The 22,986-nt window shown below is 58.8% G+C and carries 20 protein-coding genes and 2 pseudogenes; 2 read left to right on the top strand and 20 right to left on the bottom strand.

Features of this window, described 5'->3' with window-relative positions:
• Positions 1-51: 51 nt before the first annotated feature.
• The 5 genes and pseudogenes from RO009_20745 to RO009_20725 all read right to left on the bottom strand — a co-directional run bounded on the left by RO009_20745 (position 52) and on the right by RO009_20725 (position 4,419).
• Positions 52-582 (bottom strand): annotated as a pseudogene (locus RO009_20745) (fatty acid desaturase).
• Positions 583-1,000: 418 nt separating this feature from the next.
• Complete coding sequence (locus RO009_20740; GenBank protein ID MDT3687462.1) at positions 1,001-1,393, bottom strand: PRC-barrel domain-containing protein; 393 nt, start codon at positions 1,391-1,393, stop codon at positions 1,001-1,003.
• A 237-nt stretch (positions 1,394-1,630) separates the two neighbouring features.
• Positions 1,631-1,864, bottom strand: coding sequence for a hypothetical protein (locus RO009_20735; protein MDT3687461.1), 234 nt, complete (start codon positions 1,862-1,864; stop codon positions 1,631-1,633).
• A 165-nt stretch (positions 1,865-2,029) separates the two neighbouring features.
• On the bottom strand, positions 2,030-3,136 hold the full coding sequence (locus tag RO009_20730) for a glycosyltransferase family 4 protein (protein MDT3687460.1): 1,107 nt from the start codon (positions 3,134-3,136) through the stop codon (positions 2,030-2,032).
• 890 nt (positions 3,137-4,026) lie between these two features.
• Entirely contained in the window at positions 4,027-4,419 is a 393-nt protein-coding gene (locus tag RO009_20725) for a BA14K family protein (protein ID MDT3687459.1), read from the bottom strand.
• Positions 4,420-5,170: 751 nt separating this feature from the next.
• On the opposite strand from RO009_20725, the gene RO009_20720 reads away from it, so the two are divergent.
• Positions 5,171-5,929: a Crp/Fnr family transcriptional regulator gene (locus tag RO009_20720; GenBank protein MDT3687458.1), complete on the top strand. Its 759-nt coding sequence runs from the start codon at positions 5,171-5,173 to the stop codon at positions 5,927-5,929.
• Between the two features lie 722 nt (positions 5,930-6,651).
• Here the strand turns inward: RO009_20720 and RO009_20715 are convergent.
• Together RO009_20715 and RO009_20710 are read right to left on the bottom strand one after the other, a co-directional pair.
• Entirely contained in the window at positions 6,652-6,810 is a 159-nt protein-coding gene (locus tag RO009_20715) for a DUF3309 family protein (GenBank protein ID MDT3687457.1), read from the bottom strand.
• Positions 6,811-6,920: 110 nt separating this feature from the next.
• On the bottom strand, positions 6,921-7,607 hold the full coding sequence (locus RO009_20710; GenBank protein ID MDT3687456.1) for a Crp/Fnr family transcriptional regulator: 687 nt from the start codon (positions 7,605-7,607) through the stop codon (positions 6,921-6,923).
• Positions 7,608-7,893: 286 nt separating this feature from the next.
• On the opposite strand from RO009_20710, the gene RO009_20705 reads away from it, so the two are divergent.
• Entirely contained in the window at positions 7,894-8,964 is a 1,071-nt protein-coding gene (locus RO009_20705; GenBank protein MDT3687455.1) for a histidine kinase dimerization/phosphoacceptor domain -containing protein, read from the top strand.
• A gap of 335 nt (positions 8,965-9,299) precedes the next feature.
• On the opposite strand, the gene RO009_20700 is transcribed toward RO009_20705, so the two are convergent.
• The 13 genes and pseudogenes from RO009_20700 to RO009_20640 all read right to left on the bottom strand — a co-directional run bounded on the left by RO009_20700 (position 9,300) and on the right by RO009_20640 (position 22,943).
• Positions 9,300-11,459, bottom strand: coding sequence for an amylo-alpha-1,6-glucosidase (locus RO009_20700; GenBank protein MDT3687454.1), 2,160 nt, complete (start codon positions 11,457-11,459; stop codon positions 9,300-9,302).
• Between the two features lie 22 nt (positions 11,460-11,481).
• Positions 11,482-11,957: pseudogene (locus RO009_20695) on the bottom strand (glycosyltransferase).
• Positions 11,958-13,129: 1,172 nt separating this feature from the next.
• The gene (gene groL / locus RO009_20690; protein ID MDT3687453.1) at positions 13,130-14,761 is read right to left on the bottom strand and encodes a chaperonin GroEL; all 1,632 of its coding nucleotides are present in this window, start codon (positions 14,759-14,761) and stop codon (positions 13,130-13,132) included.
• Between the two features lie 75 nt (positions 14,762-14,836).
• Complete coding sequence (gene groES, locus RO009_20685; GenBank protein ID MDT3687452.1) at positions 14,837-15,151, bottom strand: co-chaperone GroES; 315 nt, start codon at positions 15,149-15,151, stop codon at positions 14,837-14,839.
• Positions 15,152-15,594: 443 nt separating this feature from the next.
• A complete protein-coding gene (locus RO009_20680) occupies positions 15,595-15,984 on the bottom strand; it encodes a hypothetical protein (protein ID MDT3687451.1) in 390 nt (129 codons plus the stop codon).
• A gap of 147 nt (positions 15,985-16,131) precedes the next feature.
• Positions 16,132-17,244 (bottom strand): histidine kinase dimerization/phosphoacceptor domain -containing protein, encoded by a 1,113-nt coding sequence (locus tag RO009_20675; protein ID MDT3687450.1) that lies wholly within the window; start codon positions 17,242-17,244, stop codon positions 16,132-16,134.
• Positions 17,245-17,291: 47 nt separating this feature from the next.
• Complete coding sequence (locus tag RO009_20670; GenBank protein ID MDT3687449.1) at positions 17,292-17,588, bottom strand: GlsB/YeaQ/YmgE family stress response membrane protein; 297 nt, start codon at positions 17,586-17,588, stop codon at positions 17,292-17,294.
• Between the two features lie 193 nt (positions 17,589-17,781).
• Complete coding sequence (locus RO009_20665; GenBank protein ID MDT3687448.1) at positions 17,782-18,453, bottom strand: Crp/Fnr family transcriptional regulator; 672 nt, start codon at positions 18,451-18,453, stop codon at positions 17,782-17,784.
• Positions 18,454-19,474: 1,021 nt separating this feature from the next.
• Positions 19,475-20,086: a DNA-3-methyladenine glycosylase I gene (locus RO009_20660; protein MDT3687447.1), complete on the bottom strand. Its 612-nt coding sequence runs from the start codon at positions 20,084-20,086 to the stop codon at positions 19,475-19,477.
• Positions 20,087-20,182: 96 nt separating this feature from the next.
• On the bottom strand, positions 20,183-21,169 hold the full coding sequence (locus tag RO009_20655; protein ID MDT3687446.1) for a cyclase family protein: 987 nt from the start codon (positions 21,167-21,169) through the stop codon (positions 20,183-20,185).
• Positions 21,170-21,265: 96 nt separating this feature from the next.
• Entirely contained in the window at positions 21,266-21,553 is a 288-nt protein-coding gene (locus RO009_20650; GenBank protein ID MDT3687445.1) for a hypothetical protein, read from the bottom strand.
• Between the two features lie 14 nt (positions 21,554-21,567).
• Positions 21,568-22,170: a TetR/AcrR family transcriptional regulator gene (locus RO009_20645; protein MDT3687444.1), complete on the bottom strand. Its 603-nt coding sequence runs from the start codon at positions 22,168-22,170 to the stop codon at positions 21,568-21,570.
• 11 nt (positions 22,171-22,181) lie between these two features.
• Entirely contained in the window at positions 22,182-22,943 is a 762-nt protein-coding gene (locus RO009_20640; GenBank protein ID MDT3687443.1) for a glutathione S-transferase N-terminal domain-containing protein, read from the bottom strand.
• Positions 22,944-22,986 lie beyond the last annotated feature (43 nt).

Raw genomic sequence — 22,986 nt, 5'->3', positions numbered from 1 at the left:
ACAATGATGAGAAGAGTGGTGATATCCATGATAATTATGTCCTTGTGGCGGCAGCCGATGCCGAAAGATAAACAGATACGCCGGTCCAACGCCGAACATCACGATCGGATGCCGGTACAAGCGGTATAAGAGCCGACGTCCCTTGGGCAGCGCCAGGAACTCGCGCACGGTCAGTGTATCGATGTCGCCAATTCCACGCCGATCGAGATTGCCCGAGCCAGCATGATGCAAGGCGTGGGCACGCCGCCAGAAGTCATACGGCGTCAATGTCAGCACGCCGATGACACGTCCTACCCAATCGTTTGCGAGACGATGGCGGAAGAACGATCCATGGCCGCAGTCGTGCTGGATCATGAAGAGGCGCACGAGGAAGCCTGCGGTCGGAATGGCAAGCAGCAAGCCAATCCAATAGCCGGCATCGAGACCGGCCCAAATCAAGACCCACAAGAGGGCAAACGGTCCTGCCGTGATCATGACCTCGAAGATGCTCCGCGTGCAATCCGGCTCTCGATAGCGGCCCAGCCCATGCGCCAGGGCCCAGGAATCGGACGCTTCATGAGCATTGATTCCGTGTTGATCCATGCGCAGATACCTAACCAGCTTGCCCTTTTGGCCTAACCTTGTCCTTCGGTCGCTTCGGATTCTCTCAGATCAGAGCAGCGACATGTTGCCGATGGTCGCGACCCATGACCGAAGCTATAGCTGTAGTCGCCGAATGGCCACCGAAGCCGACACTGACGCCCTGTAGTCGCGGCTGGCTTGCTCTGAAAAATTCGCGCTCGATATGATCGATTGCCACGCTCGTATCCAGAATCGATTGGTCGTGCATAGGCTCTGCCTTTGGGCCAGAGGCAGTAGGAACCCCGGCGGGCTCGTGCCAGCCGGGGCCCTGACGGGGCGTCTGGGGGGCAAATGGGGGACATTGAGGACGCCCAGAAAGTGAAGCTTAGGTGTGGGTTCTATGCCCGTCCGTGCAAAATTGCACACTGCCTCGGGCAGATCATTGAACGGCGTAGTTGAACTCGGGCAACGCCGTGAGCCCTTCCTTGGTGCCGTTCGCCAACACGACCTTTTTGTCGACGAGCGTAAGGCTGTCGTACCGCACAATGATCAGGCGCCCGCCCATTCCTAGAAACGTCCCCACCGAGATCACGGCGTATGGCTCCTTGCCGTCGGAGCTCACGAGGATGTCGTCGATTTTGCCGATCGATTCATTGGCATTGTTCAACACGGTGCTGCCGATGAGTTTGGACGCGCGGTGGCCGACTGATAACTTATTAGCATCAACCGCGGCTACTCCCACCGTCTGCGGCGCTCCTTGTGCTCCTGCCGGACCGGATAAAAGAGCTATGCTAGCCAGCGCTGCACTGGCGAGTATCATTGCTTTCTTCATGGCGTTTTTCCCTTGCTATGGGCTTCCAATCCGCTGAACGATCGGTCTGCACTCGAGAGACGCGAATTTGTCGTTTGCCACGGATGAAGCCAACGACTGACACTCCGATCTTCGAGGTATGAAAATTAGCGATTTGCAGAACGGCGATCTGTATAAAATAGCTCAGCAACGTGCGAAAATTTCAGGTCAACATCAAGAGTGCGCCGCCGACCCGGCATCGACGATGCTCCCGCATTCCTAGACGCCAAGCACGACTTGTTGGCTCTCTTCGGCATCATAGATGGCAACTTTGACGATCGGGTGCGCCGCCCTGATCGAAGCCGCGGCTTTCTCGGCATCGGCAAGCGTTGAGAACGATGCTTTTGTTTGTCGATCGACTTGAAGCCTGAACCGCCTCTCAGTTGGGTGGCCTTGATCCTTGGAAGGAACGGCCTTCGGGCTGGTTCTCTTCGGCATATTGAGGGTCGTCATACGCGAATTCTCCCTGTTCCTCATTATTGAAGTTGCCGGGCCTCCAGGATCCGCGTCGATGTGGACATGGCTGTCGAGCATCGAGCCTCGTGGAGGACGCGGTTTTCTCGAATGTAGGACGGAGTCTCGGTGTCTTCGTCGACTAGCGTTGCGCTCTGGGCGTGCTTAAGCAACGTGGGACCTCAAGACATCGGCGCCGTCATCTGGATGCTGCCGGGTATCTCGCCCGTTACCGATACGATGCGGCGCTGCCAAAAGCTGGCGGTAAACGTTGACATAGTCATTTGCCATGCGGTTGGCGGAGAAGCGTTGTTCGAAACGCTTCCGCACCTTCTTGCGATCAAGCGCAATGACTCGCGGCAGCGCCGCGACCGCCTCCTCCAGCGTATTGACAATGGCGCCGGTGATGCCGTCATCGACGATCTCCGGAACCGAGCCGCAGCGAAATGCCAGTACCGGCGTGCCGCAGGCCATGGCCTCGATCATGGAGAGACCGAAGGGCTCCGGCCAGTCGATAGGAAACAATAGCGCCTGCGACTCTCCCAGAAACCGGGTCTTCTGCTGCTCGTTGATCTCTCCAATAAACTCGACGCCGGGACCATCGAGCAATGGCGCGATCTCCGTCCGGAAATAGTTTTCGTCGGCGCGATCCACCTTGGCTGCGATCTTGAGCGGAATGCCAAGCGCGCGCGCAATCGAGATGGCTCGGTCGGGCCGTTTTTCCGGCGAGATGCGCCCGAGAAAGGCCACATAATCCTGTCGCGGATGCTCGTTGAAGTGATGCAGAGCCAACGGCAGACCGTGATAGACGGTGGCCGCAAAGTTTGCTTTCGGCACCGGGCGTCGCTGTGCCTTCGAGATCGATACCAGCGGCATGTCACCGAAACCCAGGTACAACGGGAGCAGATCGGGCAAGTCCTGCCGGCCGTGCAGCGTGGTGACGGTGCGCTCTGCAAAGGGACGAAAAAGTGGGAAATGGAACTGGTCGATATGGAAGTGGAAGATGTCGAACTCGCTGGCGCGCTGACGCACCCGGTCCAACATCAGCATGTAATAGGGGATCGGATCTCGGACACCGGCGTCGAGCCGCAGCGACTTGGGCACGCAGGACGCGAGCGTCGCCGCGGTGATCGAGTCGCCGCTCGCGAACAGCGTCACGTCGTGGCCTAGCGCTACCAGTTCCTCGGTCAGGTAGGAAACGATGCGCTCGGTTCCGCCATAGAGGCGTGGAGGTACGCTTTCGACGAGGGGCGCGATCTGCGCGATTTTCATTTTGTGCTTTCAGTCGCCCCGCATGTTCAACTCTCTGCTGGGCCTTAACGTTCCGGCTCTTGTCGAATGTCTCGGATATTGATCGGGTTGCCCCCGTGCCCCTTCGCACCCAGTGCTGACAAGCAAACATCAAGAAGAGAGCGCTCAGCGGCGCGGCTGCAATGTTAGTAATTTCGAAAGGACGGTTGTCTTAGTGCGCGATCAAGGCCTGTCGCCATCCGACAATACAGGATCGGTCACCGGCCGTTCATTCTCGTGCTGCCTGGTGGCATCCGCAGCACGAGGAGATCATGTCCGAAGTCGCTTTTCGAATTGCTCGTTCAAACGCGTAGTCCTAAGAAGCCCGCAATGAGGACAATCACGACCACGACGCCGAGAATGTAGAAAATGTTCATTGGCGCTCCGATTACAGCGTGCGCGCGCCTTCAACATTGAAAGCACTAAGATGATCAGCTTACCGGCCGAACGAAGCGGAATCTGATCCATATTGCTCAAGGTAGGGCATTCAGCCGAACTTGCTGCACGTGCCGAAAGATACGAAATGGCCTATGGAACAAGCTGCTTGATCAGACCGCAATCAGCGGTGCCTCCTATTTCCCTTTGAGCGTGTCCTTGAGCCCGCCGATGGAGTTCTGAATCTTGCCCTCGACCTTGTCCGCCTGTCCCTCCGACTTAGCTTAGCATCACCAACTACCCTGTCGACCGCCTGCTTGAGAGCGCCTTTGACCTGCTTCGCCGACCCGGCCGTTCGGTCCTTATCCATGATTTCCTCCGTCAGTGCTGGGTCAAGCCCCAAGCCAGTAGACGCAGATTGCGCGGAGAAAAACTCCGGTCATTTCCTGCTGTCAACTGACCCAAGGCAGACCCACTAAGACTTGTGCCCTTGATCGTCACGGGCAAGGATGGCGCATGCCGTCGAAGCCGAGATAGGTCCCCGAGGCCACGTCATAGGACCTGAAACGCTGCAGACAGTATGCGCGGCCGTCGGCGCGAGGCTGCGTCGCCCCGATGATCGCACCGCCGATTAATGCGCCCGCGGCGAGACCGAGGCCGGCACCTCCCATTCTGTTTCTGTGGCCACGATAGCCGCCGCTGTAGCCGCGATAGCCGCCTCTTTGGCCGCGATAGCCGTGGCGACGGTACTGCACGGCTTCGACTGCCAACGGCATGGCATTCTGCAAAGCTGACGGCGACGATATTGGTGCTGCAGTTGCGGGCGCGACGAGCCACGGTGCAGTAGCCGCAATCGAGGCTGCGACAACAATTCCAAACGATTTGTTCATGACAAGAACTCCTGATACCAATTGAGTAGCTCGATCGCATCCAGCGGGGTGACGATCTGTGCATAGGCTGCGAAGTTACAGCCGGACGGTGCGGCAATCTGTGCTATATTGCTCACGAGTCAAAAACAGTCGGACGTTACCTGTGATTCAAGACCGAGACCCGCGGCGGTGCCTCACGATGCGGAAGGACGTGCCTTGGCGGCCACACGTCCACCGCCGTTCGACCCAAAAGACTTCCTCATGGACGGCCCCGGGATGGGTCCGATTGCAAAGTTAGTTGCGATGACAATTGCAAAGTCGACGTACTTATTTTGCGTTACTTGGCTTGCGAAGAGATCTGCAGTTGTTCCGTCAATCTAGGGGGAGGACGTTCGAATTCTTTGGGCGCTTAAAAAAGCTAGCGAGTTTTTCCACCGAGTTCGCCGCGCGAGTTTTCGGACAAACGCACAAGCTGTCTTACGCTCGCGTACCTGATCGCAAAGCTGCTACATGGCTTCGCTTACGATCCGCTAAATCGCATTTTGCTCGTCTGCCGAGAGTTTTCCGACGATCGATATCGGCGTGCTGGTCGGTGCCGTCGCGCGATAACGCAACGTCCAAACCCTCATTTAAGAGCTTAAGTTAGCCAAAAGATGATCTGTCTTGTACAGACTCAGGTTTGTTGATGGGCGGATAATTGGCTGGATTAAACGCCGCAGTAGTCCGATCGGGCGGACTTAACCGAACCAATTACCAGAATTGATGACGCGCCATGTCCAAAGGTCGAACAAATGATGCGCAAGCCAATTGGTTGCTCGGCGCAATGGAGAGCGCCAGCCGCAAGCAGATCGACCCCCACCTTGAGCCCATCAAGTTCAAGCTTGGTGCCGTCGTCTGCGAGGCGGGTGGGCTCCTCAAGCACGCCTACTTCCCACAGGGCGCCGTCCTCTCTCTGTTAACCGTTCTGGAAAACGGCTCGGCAATAGAGACGGCAAACATAGGACGCGAAGGCGCATTCGGCCTCTTCGCGGCCATGTATAGTCGTGTTTCTTTCAATCGGTGTCTTGTTCAACTGGAGGGTGGCACGCTTCGCTGTCCGATCGAAGTGTTGCAGTCGGAATTCAAGCGCAGCGAACATGTGCGCGATCTCTTCGTCAGCTATTCGGAGACGCTGCTGTCACAGGTTCAGCAGACTGTGGCATGTAATGCCTTGCATACGACGGAAGAGAGAATGTGCCGATGGCTCTTGATGATGCATGATCGAGCTGAAGGTGAAGCCCTGCCATACACGCACGAGTTCTTGTCCAACATGCTGGGTGCCAATCGTAAATCGGTGACGCTTGCAGCGCAGTCGCTGCAGACGGCCGGACTCATCAGTTATCGTCGGGGGAGGATTCGCGTTCATGATCGTCCGGGCCTCGAAAAGGCATCGTGCGAGTGCTACGCCATCGTCAAGGAGCGGTTCGACGCCTTCCTGAAACCGCCGTCAACTGCGGTTCAAGGCAATACAAAGGGGCGGCGCAAGACGTGAAATTCCGTTTGGGTGTCTGCCACACGTCAGCCGCACATGTCTAAATCATCCGTCCACGAGTTCTGTGAATTGGAAAGAAAGGACTGTGGAACGTCGCGCCCAATTGCCAAGGTGGGCCCAACTTAGCGAGATCCATCTGGCTTAACGTTGGTCTCAGCATCGGGGGCTGGTTCACGCTTCGTCAGGCTGGTCCATGCTCCCGCCATTCGGAGGAAGCACAACTGCAACGCAGGGCTATGAACGTCGCTTGCCAATTGCCGGCAGTCTGCCGCCAGGCGGAGACATTCCAAGTCACGTTTTCGCTGGTTGTCCGGCTCCGTCATAGTGCGCCGCCTTTGAGCACCGATGACTGATCGTTACACGTCACTGCGCGCCGTGTCGGTGGTCCACACCACAAAGAAGGCGAAGATTTTGGCAGTGCGACTGATGACACCAGGTCCCTCCTGTCGGTGGACCCGCGCACTATTTCCGAGGTAATCCTATCTAGAACCCGCACGAAGGCGTGATCGTGCAGCTTGAATGGCGGGACGCGTTACGAGCGGTCACCGCGTCCGCGAAACAATGGACTTGCCAACGCCCGCCCGGCATCCTCTATGCGCTCGTCATCTCACGAAGCATGTAGATGGTTTCGACCAATATACCCCTTCGATCAGGTGAGTGAAGAGGGATGGTCAGATGCGGCAACAAGCGCGGGATTGGGCCCGCACAGCTCGCCTGTTAGATCAAAGTCGTCCCGTCAGAAGCAGGACGACGAGAATGATCAGGATGATGCCGATGACACCGACGCCGCCATGACCGAAGCCATAACCGTAGCCGCCGAAACGGCCGCTGAAGCCGCCCAATAAGAAGATGACGAGAATGATGATAAGGATAAGTCCGATCTCATCTCCGTTCGCGGGGCGGCCGTTCCAGCCCTGATCCAACAAGATCGGAACGGGTGTGATGGCATCCAGCAAACGTCAATATAGTGGATGGCCGTGTGGTGGGTTGGTCAATTTTGCTCACCGTCACGCCTGATCTGTGGATGATCGTGCAGAACGACGCTCAATAACGAGCTGTGGACCTTCAAAGCGCCGTTGTACTCAATAAAGCCCAGTTGCCGGAACTTGTTCATGAAATGGCTCACGCGCGACCGAGTGGTGCCGACCATCTCCGCCAGCGTCTCCTGGCTGACCTTGGCAATGATCGGCTCGGGTTTGCCTTCCTTGCCGAAATTGGCCAGCAGAAGGAGTGCCCGCGCCAGGCGCTTCTCGCTCGAATTGAACAGTTGATCGACCAGATCCTCCTCGACGCGAATGGTCCGGGCCAACAGATGCGCGACGAACAACTCGGAAAACGCCGGCTCGTCGTGGAGGACGCGGACCATGGTGCTCTTTTCCAGCCGCATGACCTCGCAGTCCGTCATTGCCGTCGCAGTCGCCATGCGCCGAGGCTGGCCGGTCAGGCAACCTTCGCCGCAGAATTCATCCGGCCCAAGGATGGCGACCACCGCTTCCTTGCCTTGTGCGGAATTAACGGTCACTTTGACCTTCCCATGAAGAATATAAAGAACCGAATCGGCTGGATCACCCTGCACAAAGATGGCTTGATTGATTTTGTACTTGGAGATGGTCCGCCGCCCATCAGCCTTGGTGAGAAAGACCTTGGGGTCGAACGTCGGTGCCGCTTTCCGTGTCATGATGGGTCTCCTTTCGTTGGCCTCCCAATGCACCGGAAACGTGTGGAGGAAATCTGAGTTGGTCGCACTTTAGATAATTCTGAAGCAACCGGGTGGGAAGTTTTCATGACGGCGCCCGCCGCCCGCTGCCCGTGAGCAATCTTATACAGTTGTCCGCCGGCATCGACGCTACGCTTCAAACGCTGGACGTTTTGCGGGTTTGCCGACCCTTGCGTTGATCCAGTGAGCCTCGACGCGGTCGCGCCGCCGGGGTGTTCGCAGCGTGTACAGGGTACTGCGACAATTTATGCACTCAACCGCCTTCAGAGAGCAGTTCACCGACGTTGCCGACGCGTGCGCGCTCGCTCAGGGCATCGTCGACACTGTCCGCGAGCCCGTTCTGGTGCTGGACGAGGAGCTGCGCGTGGTGGCCGCGAGCCGCTCCTTTTATTCGGTATTCAAGGTCAGCGCGGAGAACACCCAAGGCCGGCATTTGTATGCCTTGGGGGACGGACAATGGGACATTCCGAAACTTCGGGAACTGCTCGAAAAAATCATACCCCAGCACGGGGTGATGGAGGACTACGAGGTCGAGCATGAATTCCCCGATCTCGGACACCGCCGGATCTGTCTGAACGCACGCCAAGTGTTCTACGAGCATGGCGCCGGCGCAACCATTCTGCTGGGCATGGTAGACGTCACGGAGCGACGCGCCCTGGAGCGCGACAAGGACGAGTTGTTGCGGCAGAAAGACGTGCTCCTTGATGAGCTTCAGCACCGGATTTCCAACAGCCTGCAAATCATCGCCAGCATCATCTTGATGAAGGCGAAGACGGTGGAGTCGGAGGAGACGCGCGTCCACTTGCAAGACGCCCACAAGCGCGTCCTGTCGGTTGCGGCTGTGCAGCGACAACTCCACGGATCCGGGGCCAGCGGACCGATCGAGATGGTGCCTTATCTTACCAGCTTATGCGACACGCTCGCGACGTCGATGATTGGTGATGCGCGACCTGTCTCGCTGAAAGTGGTGGGCGAGGGAGGCAATGCGACGTCCCGTCAGGCCGAGAGTCTGGGCTTGATCGTCACCGAACTTGTCATGAATGCCCTGAAGCACGCGTTTCCCAGCAACAGGGCCGATTGTCGGATTTCCGTTGCGTATGAAGTCCATGGAGCGAACTGGAAACTTTCGGTTGCGGACAATGGCGTCGGCAAGCCGGACGGCGTCTTTGCTCAACCCAAAACCGGGCTCGGGACGGGCATCGTCAAAGCGCTCGCCCAACAACTCGGTGCCACTGTCGAGACTGTGGTCGGCCCTGCGGGAACGACCGTGGCGATCACCCACGCGACGTTCGCCACGAACGCAGTCCATGCCGCGTAAGGCGCAGATGCGCTCGCGTTGTTACGCTTTCGTCAGGTTGACTGGCGTTCGCTCCTTGGCATCGTAGATGTTAACCTGAACGGAGGGAAACTGCTTCTTGAGCTGGGTGCCTGCTTCGAAGGCGCTGCCCTGATTGGGGAAATTGCGTTTTCAACTTACCGTCGGCCTCCACCGAATAACCTTCAGTTGGCGGGATGTCCGTGCATACATTCGCCGGCCGCTTCTCGTCGACCGATTCGAGAGATTTCTTTGACATATGATTCTCCTCTATGGAGACAAGAACACCGGTGGAGCTCTAGCAAGCCAGGTTCAACCAAAGTTCGGCGCCGCCTTCGTTACGAATACACAGCCGCGATCCTAATATGCCCGTCATTTCGCAGCACCTGCAGCGATACATCGGTGTCATGCCTACGCAGCATCAGGTCGACGGTTGATTGGCCGAGCCGGAGGTTGCGCAGAGTCACTTCTCCGAGAAACGGCGGCAGCCGCGGGTTGCGCAGCAGGATCTCGTGCCGGTCCGGATCGAACTCCAGGCCGAGTGAAGATTGGAGAAGCAGAAGCGGCGTGCCCGCGGCCCAGGCCTGCGGCGAACAGGCGACCGGATAGAGGGTCGGTCCGCGCTGGTGCCCGCGCTGGAAGCCGCAATAGAGTTCAGGTAGACGCCGCAGGTCCATGTAGCTCGCCGCATCGAACAGGCTCTTGAACACGCGGTCGATCGCGTCCTTGTGCCCGTAGCGGGCAAATCCGGCCGCGATCAGCGAGTTGTCGTGTGGCCACACCGAGCCGTTGTGATACGACATTGGATTGTAGCGGCGCTCCTCGCGCGCCACGGTGCGAATGCCCCATCCGGAAAAGAACGACGGGCGCATTAGATCGCGCATCACGGCTTCCGCGCGCTCGGGCGCAGCGATGCCGCTGAACAGCAACTGACCGGCATTCGAGGTCCGAACGCGGCATGGCTGCTTCCGCCCGTCGAGCGCGAGCGCGTAGGTGCCAATGTCTTCGCACCAAAACGCTGCTTCGAATTGCTTGGCAAGCTTTGCCGCCTGAGCGTCGAGAGCGTCGCCCAGAGCGTGCTTGCCGAGCCTCCACGCACCGCGTGCTGCCAGACGTTTTGCCGCGTAGACATAGCCCTGGACCTCGCAGAGCGCGATCGGCCCCTGGGCGAGCGAGCCATCGGCGTGGAAAATTGCGTCTTGTGAATCCTTCCAGCCCTGGTTGACGAGCCCCGTTTCATCTGCCCGTTGGTATTCGACGAAGCCGTCGCGGTCGGGGTCGCCCGAGCCATCGATCCAGCCCAGCGCGGCTTCGATATTGGGCCACAGCTCACGCAGGGTCTCGACGTCGCCGGTGTGCTCGGTGTAGAGCCCGGCCAGCATCACGAAGAGCGGTGTCGCATCCACGCTGCCGTAATACAGACCGAACGGGACTTCACCGAGCGCCGCCATCTCTCCACCGCGCATTTCATGCAGGATCTTTCCCGGCTCGGCATCGGCCAGCGGATCGAATCCCGTGGCCTGATAAGCGGCGAGCCGTCGGAGCACGCCTTTGGCGATACGGGAGTCGCACCACAGCATTTGCAAGGCGGTGATGATCCCGTCGCGGCCGAACGTGGTCGAGTACCAGGGAATGCCGGCGTAAGGGTAAGGGCCCTGCGGAGTGTGCGTCGTGAGCATCGCGAGGTCGGCCATCGAGCGGCACACCGCCTCATTGAAGATCGAGTTTGAGCTGGAGATCGTGGCCATGTCGCGGCTCGCGGTCTTGTGCTCCTGAAATGCCGCGCGCAGGCTCTTGCGGAATGGCAGGGAAGGGCGGTCGTCGGCGCCGAGGCTGCAATTCACCGTTACATAGATTGGGCAGCTCTCGTGCGGTTGCAACTCGAACTCGTAGGTGGCAGTGCGGGTGGAGAGCCGCGCAGGCGCCGGTTCGAACAGCAGTGTCGTGCGCCGTCTATTGCCGTCGAGACTCTGATAGTTCAGCGTGACTCCGCTGTTCCCGAAAATTCCGGAGGTGACGACGCCCCGGCGCGCGCGCCGTAGGCCGCGGACCTCGAACAGATCAGCGAAGTCGCTCGAGAAATCAAAAGTAAGCTGGACCTTGAGCGGGCGGTCGTCATGGTTCTGCATCCGCAATCGTTGATAGACTGCGCCACGCCACAGGAACAGCGTGCGCACGACGTGCAGCATGTCCTTCGGTAATATGAGCGTCCCATCGACGTAGATGTCCGGGTTCGTCAGATCGACGGTCAGCATCGAATTGTCGTCGCGGACGTTCGAGCCGAGCAGCAAAGGCTGCTTTCCGTTAAGAAGCATCTCCAGGCGCGAGAGATAGCGTGTATCGGAAAAAAAGATCCCGTCGGGGCCTCCAGCCGTCGCGCCAATGTCGGCATGACTATCGAGCACCGCGAAGGAGTCGCCATGCTTGAGCGTGCGACGAGGCCGTGTCGAGGAGCCGGTGCCCGGAATATAAAAGGGAGTTTCCGGAATTTCTTCCATCAGCGCAGCGGTGGATTCCTGCTTAAGCAATGTGTGTCCTCAAAATGCCGGCATCAAGTCCTTCAATCAGGGCGGGCGCGATATCCGTCTTGTTGCCGTGATGGGCACCTGACGCTGCAATCAGCGAGTGATAGACCTTGACATAGTCAGTCGCCATGCGCGTAGCGGAAAACCGCTCCTCGAAACGCTGGCGGACTTTTCTCCGGTCGAGCGCCATGACGCGCGACAGTGCCACAATTGCTTCTTCGATGTTATCCACCATGAAACCGGTAACGCCGTCCTCAATGATTTCCAGAACCGACCCGGAGCGAAAAGCCAGAACCGGCGTGCCGCACGCCATTGCCTCGATCATGGACAGGTCGAACGGCTCTGGCCAGTCGACAGGAAACAACAGCGCCCGCGCGTCGCCCAGAATTGCGTCTTCTGGTGCTCGTTGATTTCGCCGATGAACTCCACGCCCGGACCATCAAGCATTGGTTCGATCTGGCTCCGAAAGTAGATTTCGAAGCCAAGAACCCAGGCAACGTGGCCAGAGGCTTCACTACTGTCCCGATCGGAGCTCCATGTCCTGCAGGACACATTACCTTGCCCCAATACCGCTTGTTATGCGGCCGCGACCTGCATTGTGGGAAGGACGATCAAACCCGCTGCCGCTAAGGCACGCACAACTTTCACTGGCTTCCTCCATTTAGCAGAAGCGCCGAGCCTCTGACTCATGGGCGAACTGGCGTTGGCGATGCCGGCCGCTGGCCTAAGTTAGCCCCGCGAGTAATTCGATCTGTGCAAAATTGACCATTGAACCGACGTATGCCCTCGCCAGCGCTCACTGCAAGGACGCGCGGCCCCAAGCTTAACGCCTCCCAACGACGTAGTGGCGCCGCATTTCCAAAAACAACGAAAGACGGCGGCGAGGGGAATGGCCGTTCCTTCAGCTAGCAGGGCGGCGCGCAAGAGGCGAACCTCTAAGCCGTTTCAACTTGGCGAGCGCTGGAGACGCGTTCTCGTTGAAAGCGCCACCCGGTGGAATCGCCCTGATCTCGTCCTCGAACATCATCGTCAACAGTTGATGTTTGATTGCTATGGTAGACGGGAGTTTGATCTTGCTTCCGAAGCGTTGGCCTCGCATACGGGCCTCCTCGACTTAGTGGCGGGATGTGTTTGCGCCAATCGACTATGAACACATGGTGACGACGGCGTCGCTTTGCTATCCGCCGAAGATGAGATGGCACTTGTTCCCGGGTGGCGGCCCGAGAGGGGCGAAGCAGATCGCTTCGACGCTGGTCTGACCACGATGCCGACTGGTCCCGTTCCCGCTCGCGTCAGGGTGCACTCTTTGGCACGACGTCGGAATCCCTATCCACGAAAGCGAAATCATGCCTTCTCGACTTGACTCTCTCTCACCACCCGATGGTAACCCTCCAGATCGCTCTTAATCCGGTATTGGAGTTCGCCATCCCGCTCCGGGAGTAATTCCACGATGTCGTAAACACCAGGGACTGCGTTCGTGTAATGCCTCGGCCCATTTAATCGGGCCTTGTCTCCCGGAGGAAATCGATGGTGCACCAGTTCTTGGTTGTGGTCGGCTGTGTGACGCATGGGATGACCCGTCCTTTAAAATTTGCGTGTTCCGTGATATTAGCAAACTGTCGTACCCGGCCTGACATCGTCTTTTAGAAGCCCATGCCCCCACCCGCCGACATTCCAGGTGGCATGCCATTCTTACTCGGTAGCTCAGCGACCATCGCCTCAGTGGTGATAAGCAAACCGGCGACCGATGCGGCGCCCTGTAATGCTGCGCGCACTACCTTGGTCGGATCAATGATGCCTTTCGACATCATGTTAACATACTCGCCCGACTGTGCGTCGAAGCCGAAGCCGTACTGATCCGTTTCGAGGATCTTACCGACCACGACGGAACCGTCCTCGCCGGCGTTGAGTGCAATCTGCCGCGCCGGCCACGAGAGGGCCTTGCGGACGATCTCGACGCCGGTCTTCTGGTCATCGTTGTTTGTGCGCAGTTTCTTGAGCACTTCGCTGGCGCGCAACAATGCCACGCCGCCGCCCGGCAGGATCCCTTCCTCGACGGCCGCGCGGGTCGCGTGCATCGCATCGTCAACCCGATCCTTGCGCTCCTTGACTTCGACCTCAGTGGCTCCGCCGACCCGAATCACCGCTACCCCGCCCGCAAGCTTGGCGAGCCGCTCCTGCAGCTTCTCGCGATCATAGTCGGAGGTGGTCTCTTCGATCTGTGCCTTGATTTGGTGGATGCGCGCTTCAATATCGGCTTTCTTGCCGGCGCCGCTGACGATCGTGGTGCTTTCCTTCTCGATCGTCACCTTCTTGGCACGCCCGAGCATGGCGAGCGTGATATTTTCGAGCTTGATTCCGAGATCGTCCGAGATCGCCTGACCACCGGTCAAGACCGCGATGTCTTGAAGCATCGCCTTGCGGCGGTCTCCGAAGCCGGGCGCTTTAATAGCCGCGACCTTGAGGCCGCCGCGTAGTTTGTTAACCACAAGGGTGGCAAGGGCCTCCCCCTCGATCTCCTCGGCAATGATGACCAAGGGCTTCGACGACTGTACCACCGCCTCAAGGAGAGGCAGCATTTCCTGCAGTCCCGACAGCTTCTTTTCGTAGATCAGGACATAGGGATCATCCATTTCGACCCGCATCTTCTCCACGTTGGTGACGAAATAAGGGGAGACGTATCCACGATCGAACTGCATGCCCTCGACCACTTCCAACTCGGTCTCGAGAGATTGTGCTTCCTCGATCGTGATGACGCCCTCATTGCCGACCTTCTTCATGGCATCAGCAAGAAAGCGCCCAATCTCGGCATCCCCGTTCGCGGAAATAGTCCCGACCTGGGCGATCTCCTCGTTGGATGTGACCTTTTTAGAGTTCTTCTTGAGGTCCTGTACGACCGTCTCAACGGCAAGGTCGACACCACGCTTCAGGTCCATCGGATTCATGCCGGCGGCAACCGCCTTGGCACCTTCCCGTACTATCGCGTGGGCGAGTACGGTGGCGGTGGTGGTGCCGTCACCCGCAATATCCGATGTCTTGGATGCGACCTCGCGCACCATCTGCGCGCCCATATTTTCGAACTTGTCCTCAAGCTCAATCTCCTTGGCGACCGTTACTCCGTCCTTGGTGATGCGCGGCGCGCCGTAGGACTTGTCGAGCACGACGTTGCGGCCCTTGGGACCGAGCGTTACCCGAACCGCGTGGGCCAGCGTATCAATGCCGCGCAGCATCCTGTCGCGGGCGTCGACGGAAAACCTGACTTCCTTGGCAGACATGGGCGTAACTCCTCAGAAGAACGTATTTGTGTTCACTTTGCTTACGACTTCTTGGCGCGGACGCGGCAAGCGTTGTCACGCAGCCTTCTTGCGTGCCTCTGTCTCGACCAGAACCCCCATCACGTCGCTTTCCTTCATGATCAGATAGTCTTCGTCATCGATCTTGACCTCGGTGCCGGACCACTTGCCGAACAGCACTCGGTCGCCAGCCTTGACATCGATCGGAATGAGCTTACCGCCCTCATCGCGTCCACCCGGACCAACAGCGACAACTTCCCCTTGCTGGGGCTTCTCCTTGGCGGTGTCGGGAATGATGATGCCTCCAGCGCTTTTTGCCTCGGCTTCAATACGTTTGATTACGATACGATCGTGAAGCGGACGGAATTTCATCGTTCTATTCCTCGGTATAATTACGAGCAGCAATTTCGAAGCAACGGAGGCGACTATCCGGACTGAAAGCTGATCGGAATGCGAGCAACAGGCTCACTTGCGATAGCAGCGCAGTCGATTCCGTGTATTTATTTTGAGACGGATAGGCTGCTACGCGATATCTCCCAGTTTCGGGACGCTATCGTTCAAGATGTCTCCTGGTTGAGGACCATCCCGCGTAGGGTCGTGTTGTGGCGGGTAAATCGTCGTCGACGACTAGCCCAGTGAGCGGCTTTAGGAATCCTCCTGCTCTTCGCGATTGGTAGACACGGAACGCCGGTGTTTTCGTCCCTTGTCTATCTTTTCTTGCTGCGAAACCTGGGAGGACGCGCCACCCTCATTGTCCCACCGTTCGATAGCCGCAGCGTGCCGGCTCTGCTGATCCTCGTGCTTTGGAAGTGTGGTCATGTGACTGCTCCGTCATTCCTGTTTTTGTGGAGGAAGCGCGCAATTTGTGCCCTGAGCTCCGTCGTCTCCAACAGCTCGCCCATGGTGCCTGCGTTGTCGAAGAGTTCCCTGCGTAATTTTCTTGGCAGGGTATTCCACTGCAGGATCAGCGCAGCGCCGAGGCAACGCAGGATACGCTCCTCTTCCTCTGCAAGACCCTCTATGTCGGGCGCGTTCGCGCGAACCGTCTTTTCGTGATTGTCAGCGAGCCATTGCTCGTTATCCGCAAGCACCGTAAAGCGCTGTTCCAGTGCCAGAAATTCACGTCGTTCATCTGGACCGTTCGCAATCTTTACGAGCTCGCCGTATCCGACTGCCTTTTCGCGGTATTGTCCTGGCGTGAACATGCAGAGTCCTTTCCTTGAGGCCCCCGCCCGCCGGTGGTCGGCGTCATGATTGTTCGAAGCGGAATTACTGATATGGCTATGGCAACGGCAAATAGCGAGGCCGGTTCACGCATTGAGGCTTAGGACCGACATGCTCCGTGTACGTCCTTAGGCGGCAGCCGGCAGTCGAAAGACGGCAAAAGAAGCGTGCGTGATCGACACTGTCGTTCCTTGTGGGTCCATCGCCACGTCCACACTCGCATCGAATTGCCGAGCTAGCGCTTCGATTATCGTCGTGCCGAGACCCGGATTTGGCTTGTCTGAATGGCTCGTCGGCTTTCCGATGCCGTCGTCAGAAACCGACAGTCTCCAGTTTGGTCCGGCTATATCGTAAGCCACGTTCACAGTACCGCCGGCGCGTTCGCCAGGGAACGCGTGCTTGAGGGCATTGATGACGAGTTCCGTTACGATGAGACCGAGGCTAACGGCCTGGGCTGACGAAGCGGTGCCTTCTTGGACGTGGACTTGCAGGGAAATTGGCCGACGATCACCGATCATCGATGCCGCCAGAGTCTCACACAGCCTCGTTAGATAGGGACCGAGCTCGATCATCGCGTCAGGCTCCGAGACATGGAGCTGCTGCTGCACGGCGGCCACCGACATGACGCGCTGGTGGGCATCCTCAAGATGCAGCCGTGTCTCTTCCGAGCGTACCGTGCGGGCCTTGATAAGAAGAATGCTCGCAATGATCTGCAAACTGTTGGCAACTCGGTGTTGCATCTCTTGCAGCAGCACCTCTTTCTGCTCCAGCAGATCCCTCAGCCCGACCTCTCTTGCCCGCCGCTCGGTAATGTCTTCGATGCCCAGCAGAATCGTGGTGTGAGCATTCTCCTCGTAGAACACCTTTCGTGCGTTCAGGATCATCGTGCGGCGGCCGATGCCAGGGATTTCCTGTTCGACCTCATAAGCCTCCATCACGGCATGTCGGGGTGCGATGTTTTCCAGTAGCAACCGAAGCTCCGGGATATTCCACTGGCCGTTCCCGAGTGCGTAGAGTGGACGACCTTGAACGTCCTGACGATTCATCGTGAATGTCAGATAGAAGGAGCGATTTGCGGTGACGACGCGCAGGTCCTTGTCAAGGACCATCAGAGGCTCGCGGATCGTGTCCACGATCGCTTGGGCAAGAGCGTGCCCATTATCTTCATTCAGGAACGGCTCCTTATCTGACGAGGCCAGGGAAACATCGGGCGACGCGCGTTCGAGCGACTTGATATCCATGACCGGCCCTCCAAGCACGAATTCACGTTGTGTGGAGCAGACACTGTCTACCAACGCGGGCCCCAACTTCCGCCCCATCGCCATCCACTACCGCGCACAAGCCGGATAATCAGCAACAGAATGAGCGCACCGATCGTGGCGTTGATGATTGCTGCAACAATGCCGACGCCGAGATGGATGCCGAGCTGAGGCAGCAGCCAGCTGCCGATGAAGGCGCCCACAATGCCGATGATGAGGTCGCCGATGATCCCAAATCCGGTATCTTGCACGATCTGACCCGCCAACCATCCAGCAATGAGGCCGACCGCAAGTATGATCACCAGGCTTTCGCCCGAGATGTGCATCTTCGCGTCCTTTGGTTTCGTTCCCGATCCAGCCGTGACCGGACGTCCTAGACGTTCAGCCAAGCATCAAGGCGGACGGAAATTCTATGCCTGAACGCTATGCCTACGCTGAGGCCAAGACTGTGCTGAATTGCTCACGTCGACGGAATTCGCTGATCCAGTGGACCGGGCCGCCTGTCGGCAAAATGACGGCTTACGTCTTGATCTGCGGCTGGTCGTGCAAAACAACGTTCAACAATGAACGGTGGACTTTGATGCCGCCGTTGTAGTCAATGAAACCAAGTTTGCGAAACCTGTTCATGAAGAAGCTTACGCGTGAGCGGGTCGTGCCGATCATCTCTGCCAACGTCTCCTGGCTGATCTTAGCTAACATCGGCTCCGGCTCCCCTGCGTTGCCAAAGTTGGCCAGCAGCAGAAGCAGCCGAGCGAGCCGCTTCTCGCTTGAATTGAACAGCTGATCGACAAGGTCAGCTTCGACACGAATTGTCCGAGCCAGAAGATGGGCAATGAACATCTCTGCGAATGCTGGCTCCTGATGAATCACACTCACGACAGCGGCCTTCTCCAGTCGTGCTATCATTGCATCCGTCACGCTTGTGACTGTTGCCATCCGGTGCTTCTGTCCGGCAAGGCACCCTTCGCCGAAGAAATCGTTGGTCCCAAGGAGCGCGACGACCGCCTCCTTGCCTTGTTCCGATACGACGGTGATCTTGACCTTGCCTCGTTGAATGAAAAAGACCGCATCGGCGGGCTCACCCTGCGAGAAGACGATCTGTCCCTTCTGGTACCGCCCAATGCTCCTGCCATCGCCCACATGCGCGAGAAACGCTTTCGGATCGAATGGCCGTCGGGGTTTTGGCGCCATAACGCTCCTTCCAGCCGAGAGGCCTCGGGCGAAATCATTCAACATTGTAGCGCGATTTTGACGGCAGAAACAGCACCAGGAGCGAGTGCAAAAGTCGCCGCTATGGAGACGCTACCTGGCCGTAGCCTTCAACCGATTCAGAGGTTTGTCTCTGCACGCTCAGCATCGACAGTCCGTTCGCGGTGCAGGTAGTCGGTACTGTCGGACGTTTCGGTGCTCGCCCGGCTGGATAACTCAGGGCGGCAGAGCCAATTTGATTCGAAACGGATGCCAAATCGCTCCGTGCACTGAGGTATTTCGGCCTCCCTGCCATTCATGGTGATCGCTGATGGACAAGTGCCGCTAGATATAGCGGGCGGCGGTGGCTGAGTGGGGCGCTCAGTCTTTCCAAACATGAAAAGCACGCCAATTACGAGCAACAGGGCTGCAATCCCGGCAATACAGGCTGACATTGCGTCCCTCACGGGTACGACCTCCCGCACAAACGCGCAACCGATGCCAGCCGGGACGCACCAACGTCCGGATGGCGCAGTCTCGAGAACTTTACGCCCGAGATGCTGCCCGAAATGAGATGGCGCACCCGGCACGCTTCGAACGCGCGGCGCCACCGTCAGAGCAAGGGTTAGTCTAGACGCGGTCGCAGGCTTGTGATGTGCAGGGTGCCTCGGCATGGGAGGAATGGTGCGTGAGAGTTGCCAGCCTGGTGATGAAGGGTGAACTACAGATGTTCGAGGCTGACCAACTCGACGACGCTTGGGAGTCGGTGAAGTCTTGAACCGTGGCTGACGGTCTTTTTTGAGGCCGGCCGGCGACGCCGTAGTCATCAGAGATTTTAAGAAATCGACCGATCGTTATCGATAGTCGATGAAACCGAGCGAACTGCGGATCGTCGAAATTCGTGTTTGAAATCAAGAGCGCAAATTTGTGACGGATCGGCGAGACGGTCCTTCATCGCAACAGAAAAAATTTGCGCTGAAAATTCATCGCGTTACCATGGCTTAAAACAATCGAGTGGGAGTAGTCACCCTCTCGGCCGCCTGAACGCTTTGCGGGCGCGCTCGACCTTGATGCGGATCACGCAGTCCTCGACGTGATCGTTGACAAGCCCCATCGCCTGCATGAAGGCATAGACAGTGGTTGGGCCGACAAAGGCCCAGCCGCGCTTCTTCAGCTCTTTCGACAATGCGACGGACTCCGCCGAGGTCGAAGCGGTCTGCGGTGCCGCAAGCCGTTTCGCGTCCGGCTCATGGCGCCAGATGAAGGCCGCCAGCGAGCCTTCCTGCTCGATGAGCTCGCGGGCGCGCCTGGCATTGTTGATGACCGCTTCGATCTTGCCGCGGTGGCGCACGATGCCGGCGTCCTTCAGCAGCCGCGCGACGTCGCGTTGCGTGAAGCGGGCGATCCTGTCGACATCGAAATCGTGGAACGCGGCCCGAAAGTTGTCACGCTTGGTCAGGATGGTGCGCCAGCTCAGGCCCGACTGGAAACCCTCGAGGCTGAGCTTCTCAAATAGGCGACGGTCATCGGCGACCGGGAATCCCCATTCGGTGTCGTGATAGGCGAGGAACTCGGGCGCCGCGGCGCACCAGCGGCAGCGCGGCCTGCCGTCGGGACCTGTGATCGTTTTGCTCATCAGCACTGTATCCGGCTTTGGTCGTCTCCGCCGGCCTCCGGGCGTGCCCGGAGCCGACGGCAAAGGAGTGCGTTCAATGGAGGAGGTGGCGACACATCACCCTGGGCGCCGAATTGGTATCGCCAGCGGCCGGATGGGCGATCCGGTCGCACCGCGGAGTTTCAGCGGGGATGCAATGAAGAGAAACTCATGCACGCGATCCTTCGCCAGATCTTCCAGCCACAGCACTTCCATGAACGACACGCCCTTCTCGGCCAGAAGATAGGTGTGCAAGGGAGCGAAATTCGCGGGATTCCTGGAAGGGAAGCTTTCGACGCCGAAATTGTCGGCGCCGAGCAGCATCGCCTTCTGCTCTTCGACCAGCCACCGCGCGGCCTCCAGGCTCAGGCCGGCCTGATCGGCGATGCGGTACTTCGATCTGTCGGGCCACAGCGTCATCAGACCGGTCCGGATCAGGACGACGTCGCCGGGCCGAAGCCTCGAGCGCTGCTTCTCCAGCGCGTCCCGCAAGTCCGCCACCGAGATGGCATAGGACGCGGGCAGGTGCTTGGCGCCTTTTGCCGCCGCGACGTCGATGAGCACTCCTCTGGCCACGATATGCGGATATTTGTCGGCGCCGGATCTGGCCCATCCGCGATCGCCGATCGCATCGCTTGCGCTGACCCCGTTCCAGATTTTGCCCTGGAGTCCGAAATGGTTGAGGCTGTCGATATGCGTCCCGGTGTGGGTGTTCATCAGGATTGCGTCGCTCGAGTGGGAAACCAGGCGCTCGCCTTCGCGACGGAGCGGTTCATGCGTCTTCCAGATCTGGTAGCTCGGATCTCCGAAGGCGTCGGCGCAACAGGTCGGCATTCCGACGAACAGGTCGACGGCGAGATCGTAGACCTTGCCGCCGGCGACCATCTTCAGGGCATCGAGCCTCGACTGATCGCTCATCATGTTGAGAGCTCCGATCTCGTCGGCGGGCCCCCAGGGGCTTTTCGACACGGCGTCTTTCGCGATCTGCGCATGCGCAGCCGCACTCGCAACCGTGATGGCCAAAGCGGCGCAGAACCTCGTGACATGACCAATCAGGGGATTCATTGGATGCTTTCCTTTCTCACGTGGTTGGCGTGGCAGCTGGGTCGGAGCAAAGCGCGCCGCCGGGTGCAGCGCGATCCTTGCGGCCAATTGCGGGGTTCAGCCGAGCAGGAAGCCGAGCTGGTCGCCGGCTCTTGAAGGGGTGATTTCGAGAATGTCGGGTTCGACAATGCCCTGCGTCACGAAGGGATCCTCATTCACGCGGCGCTCAAGCTCCGCGCGCGTCGTGTTGTATGCGAGGATACCGCCGCCGAGACTGGGCTTGAGGCTTCCCGCAAGAAGAAACACGCCGTCGGAGAAACCGCGCCCGAGCCAGTCATTGTGGCCGCTCATGAATTCGGCGGCCTTGGCCTTGTTCTCGGAAAACTTCAGCAGCACGATAAACATTGCGATAGCTCCATCTAGTTGGTGCGTGACCGTCGCGTCTTAGGCGCGCCGGCGCGGGTATAGGCCGACAGCCAGTCGCAAATCCGCTGTACTTCGCGCTCGATGAACCTGTCGTCATGAAACGTGGCGGCGAGCGTGGCGACGCCCTGGCTGATGACGAGGACATGCATCGCAAGCGCGTCCGCATCCTCCTTGCCGACGAGCAGGGTGAATTGCTTGCGCAGCCAGGTGCGGAACAGCGTGAACAGCGACTTCGCTTCGGCGCGCGAGTCGTGGCCGAGCTTGGCGAGTTCCATATTCAGGGTTCCGACCGGGCAGCCGAATTTCTTGATGTCGGCACGGTTGGCGATGAGGATGTGGATGAAGCTTCGAATGCGGTCCACCGGCGTCTGCCCCTCGCGCTCCCATCGATCAAGCATTTGCTGCGTGTTCGCCAGCCGCGCCGCGATCACTGCGTCGAGAATTTCGTCCTTGGTCTTGAAGTAGTAGTAGAAATTGCCGCGCGAGATGCTGACCGCGTCGGCAATGTCCGAGAACGAGGTGTGCTCGTAGCCGTGGTGGTAGAAGAGCTGATCGGCAGCTTCAACGATGTGGTCGCGGGTCGACTTGTCGCTCATCGCTCTGTCTTTCATGTCTGCGGACTTTGCTGTCGCGCGGCGACGACGGTCTGTGCATTCTGTCCGAACAGCGCCTTGGCGAACTCGCGGTGCTCCTCGCTGCCGGCCGGCGGCGACGAGCGCGGCAGGTCAGCCCCGACCGCCATGCCGCGGACGACCGCCGGGCGAGTGCCAACCCGCTTGAGCCAGGCCTGCACACGCGGAAACGCGTCCAGGTCCTGACCGAGATGTCCGGCATAGCCGACCCAGGGATAGATCGCCATGTCGGCAATCGAGTAGTCGCCTGCAACGAAACTGCAGCCGGACAGCCGCGCATCGAGCACGCCGAGCAGCCGGCTTACCTCGTTGTCGTAGCGTTTGGCCGAATAGTCGATCTTGATCGGGTCGTCGACGAGAGTGGGCGCGTAGTTCCGGAAGTGGCTCGCCTGGCCGAACATCGGTCCGACACCTGCCATTTGCCAGAACAGCCATTGCTCGACCTCGGTGCGGCCGCGCTCGTCGGCGGGATAGAACTTTCCGGTCTTGCGGCCGAGATAGCTCAGGATTGCGCCCGACTCGAACACGGACACCGGTGCGCCGTCCGGGCCGTCGGGATCGACGATTGCGGGAATCCGGTTGTTCGGGGAGATTGCGAGGAATTCAGGCTTGAACTGCTCGCCTTTGACGATCGCGACCGGTCGCACATTATAGGGAAGCGCCATTTCCTCGAGCGCAATCGTAATCTTCCAGCTATTGGGCGTGGCCCAGACATAGATATCGATTGGTGCGGACATGGCGAACCCGTTTGCTTGTGTGAGTGAGTTGGACGAATGTCCT

This window comes from Pseudorhodoplanes sp. (genome assembly GCA_032027085.1).
In the GTDB taxonomy this organism is placed as follows: domain Bacteria; phylum Pseudomonadota; class Alphaproteobacteria; order Rhizobiales; family Xanthobacteraceae; genus Pseudorhodoplanes.
The sequence above is the reverse complement of the archived record's forward strand: the minus strand, read 5'-3'. Positions and strand labels throughout refer to the sequence as shown.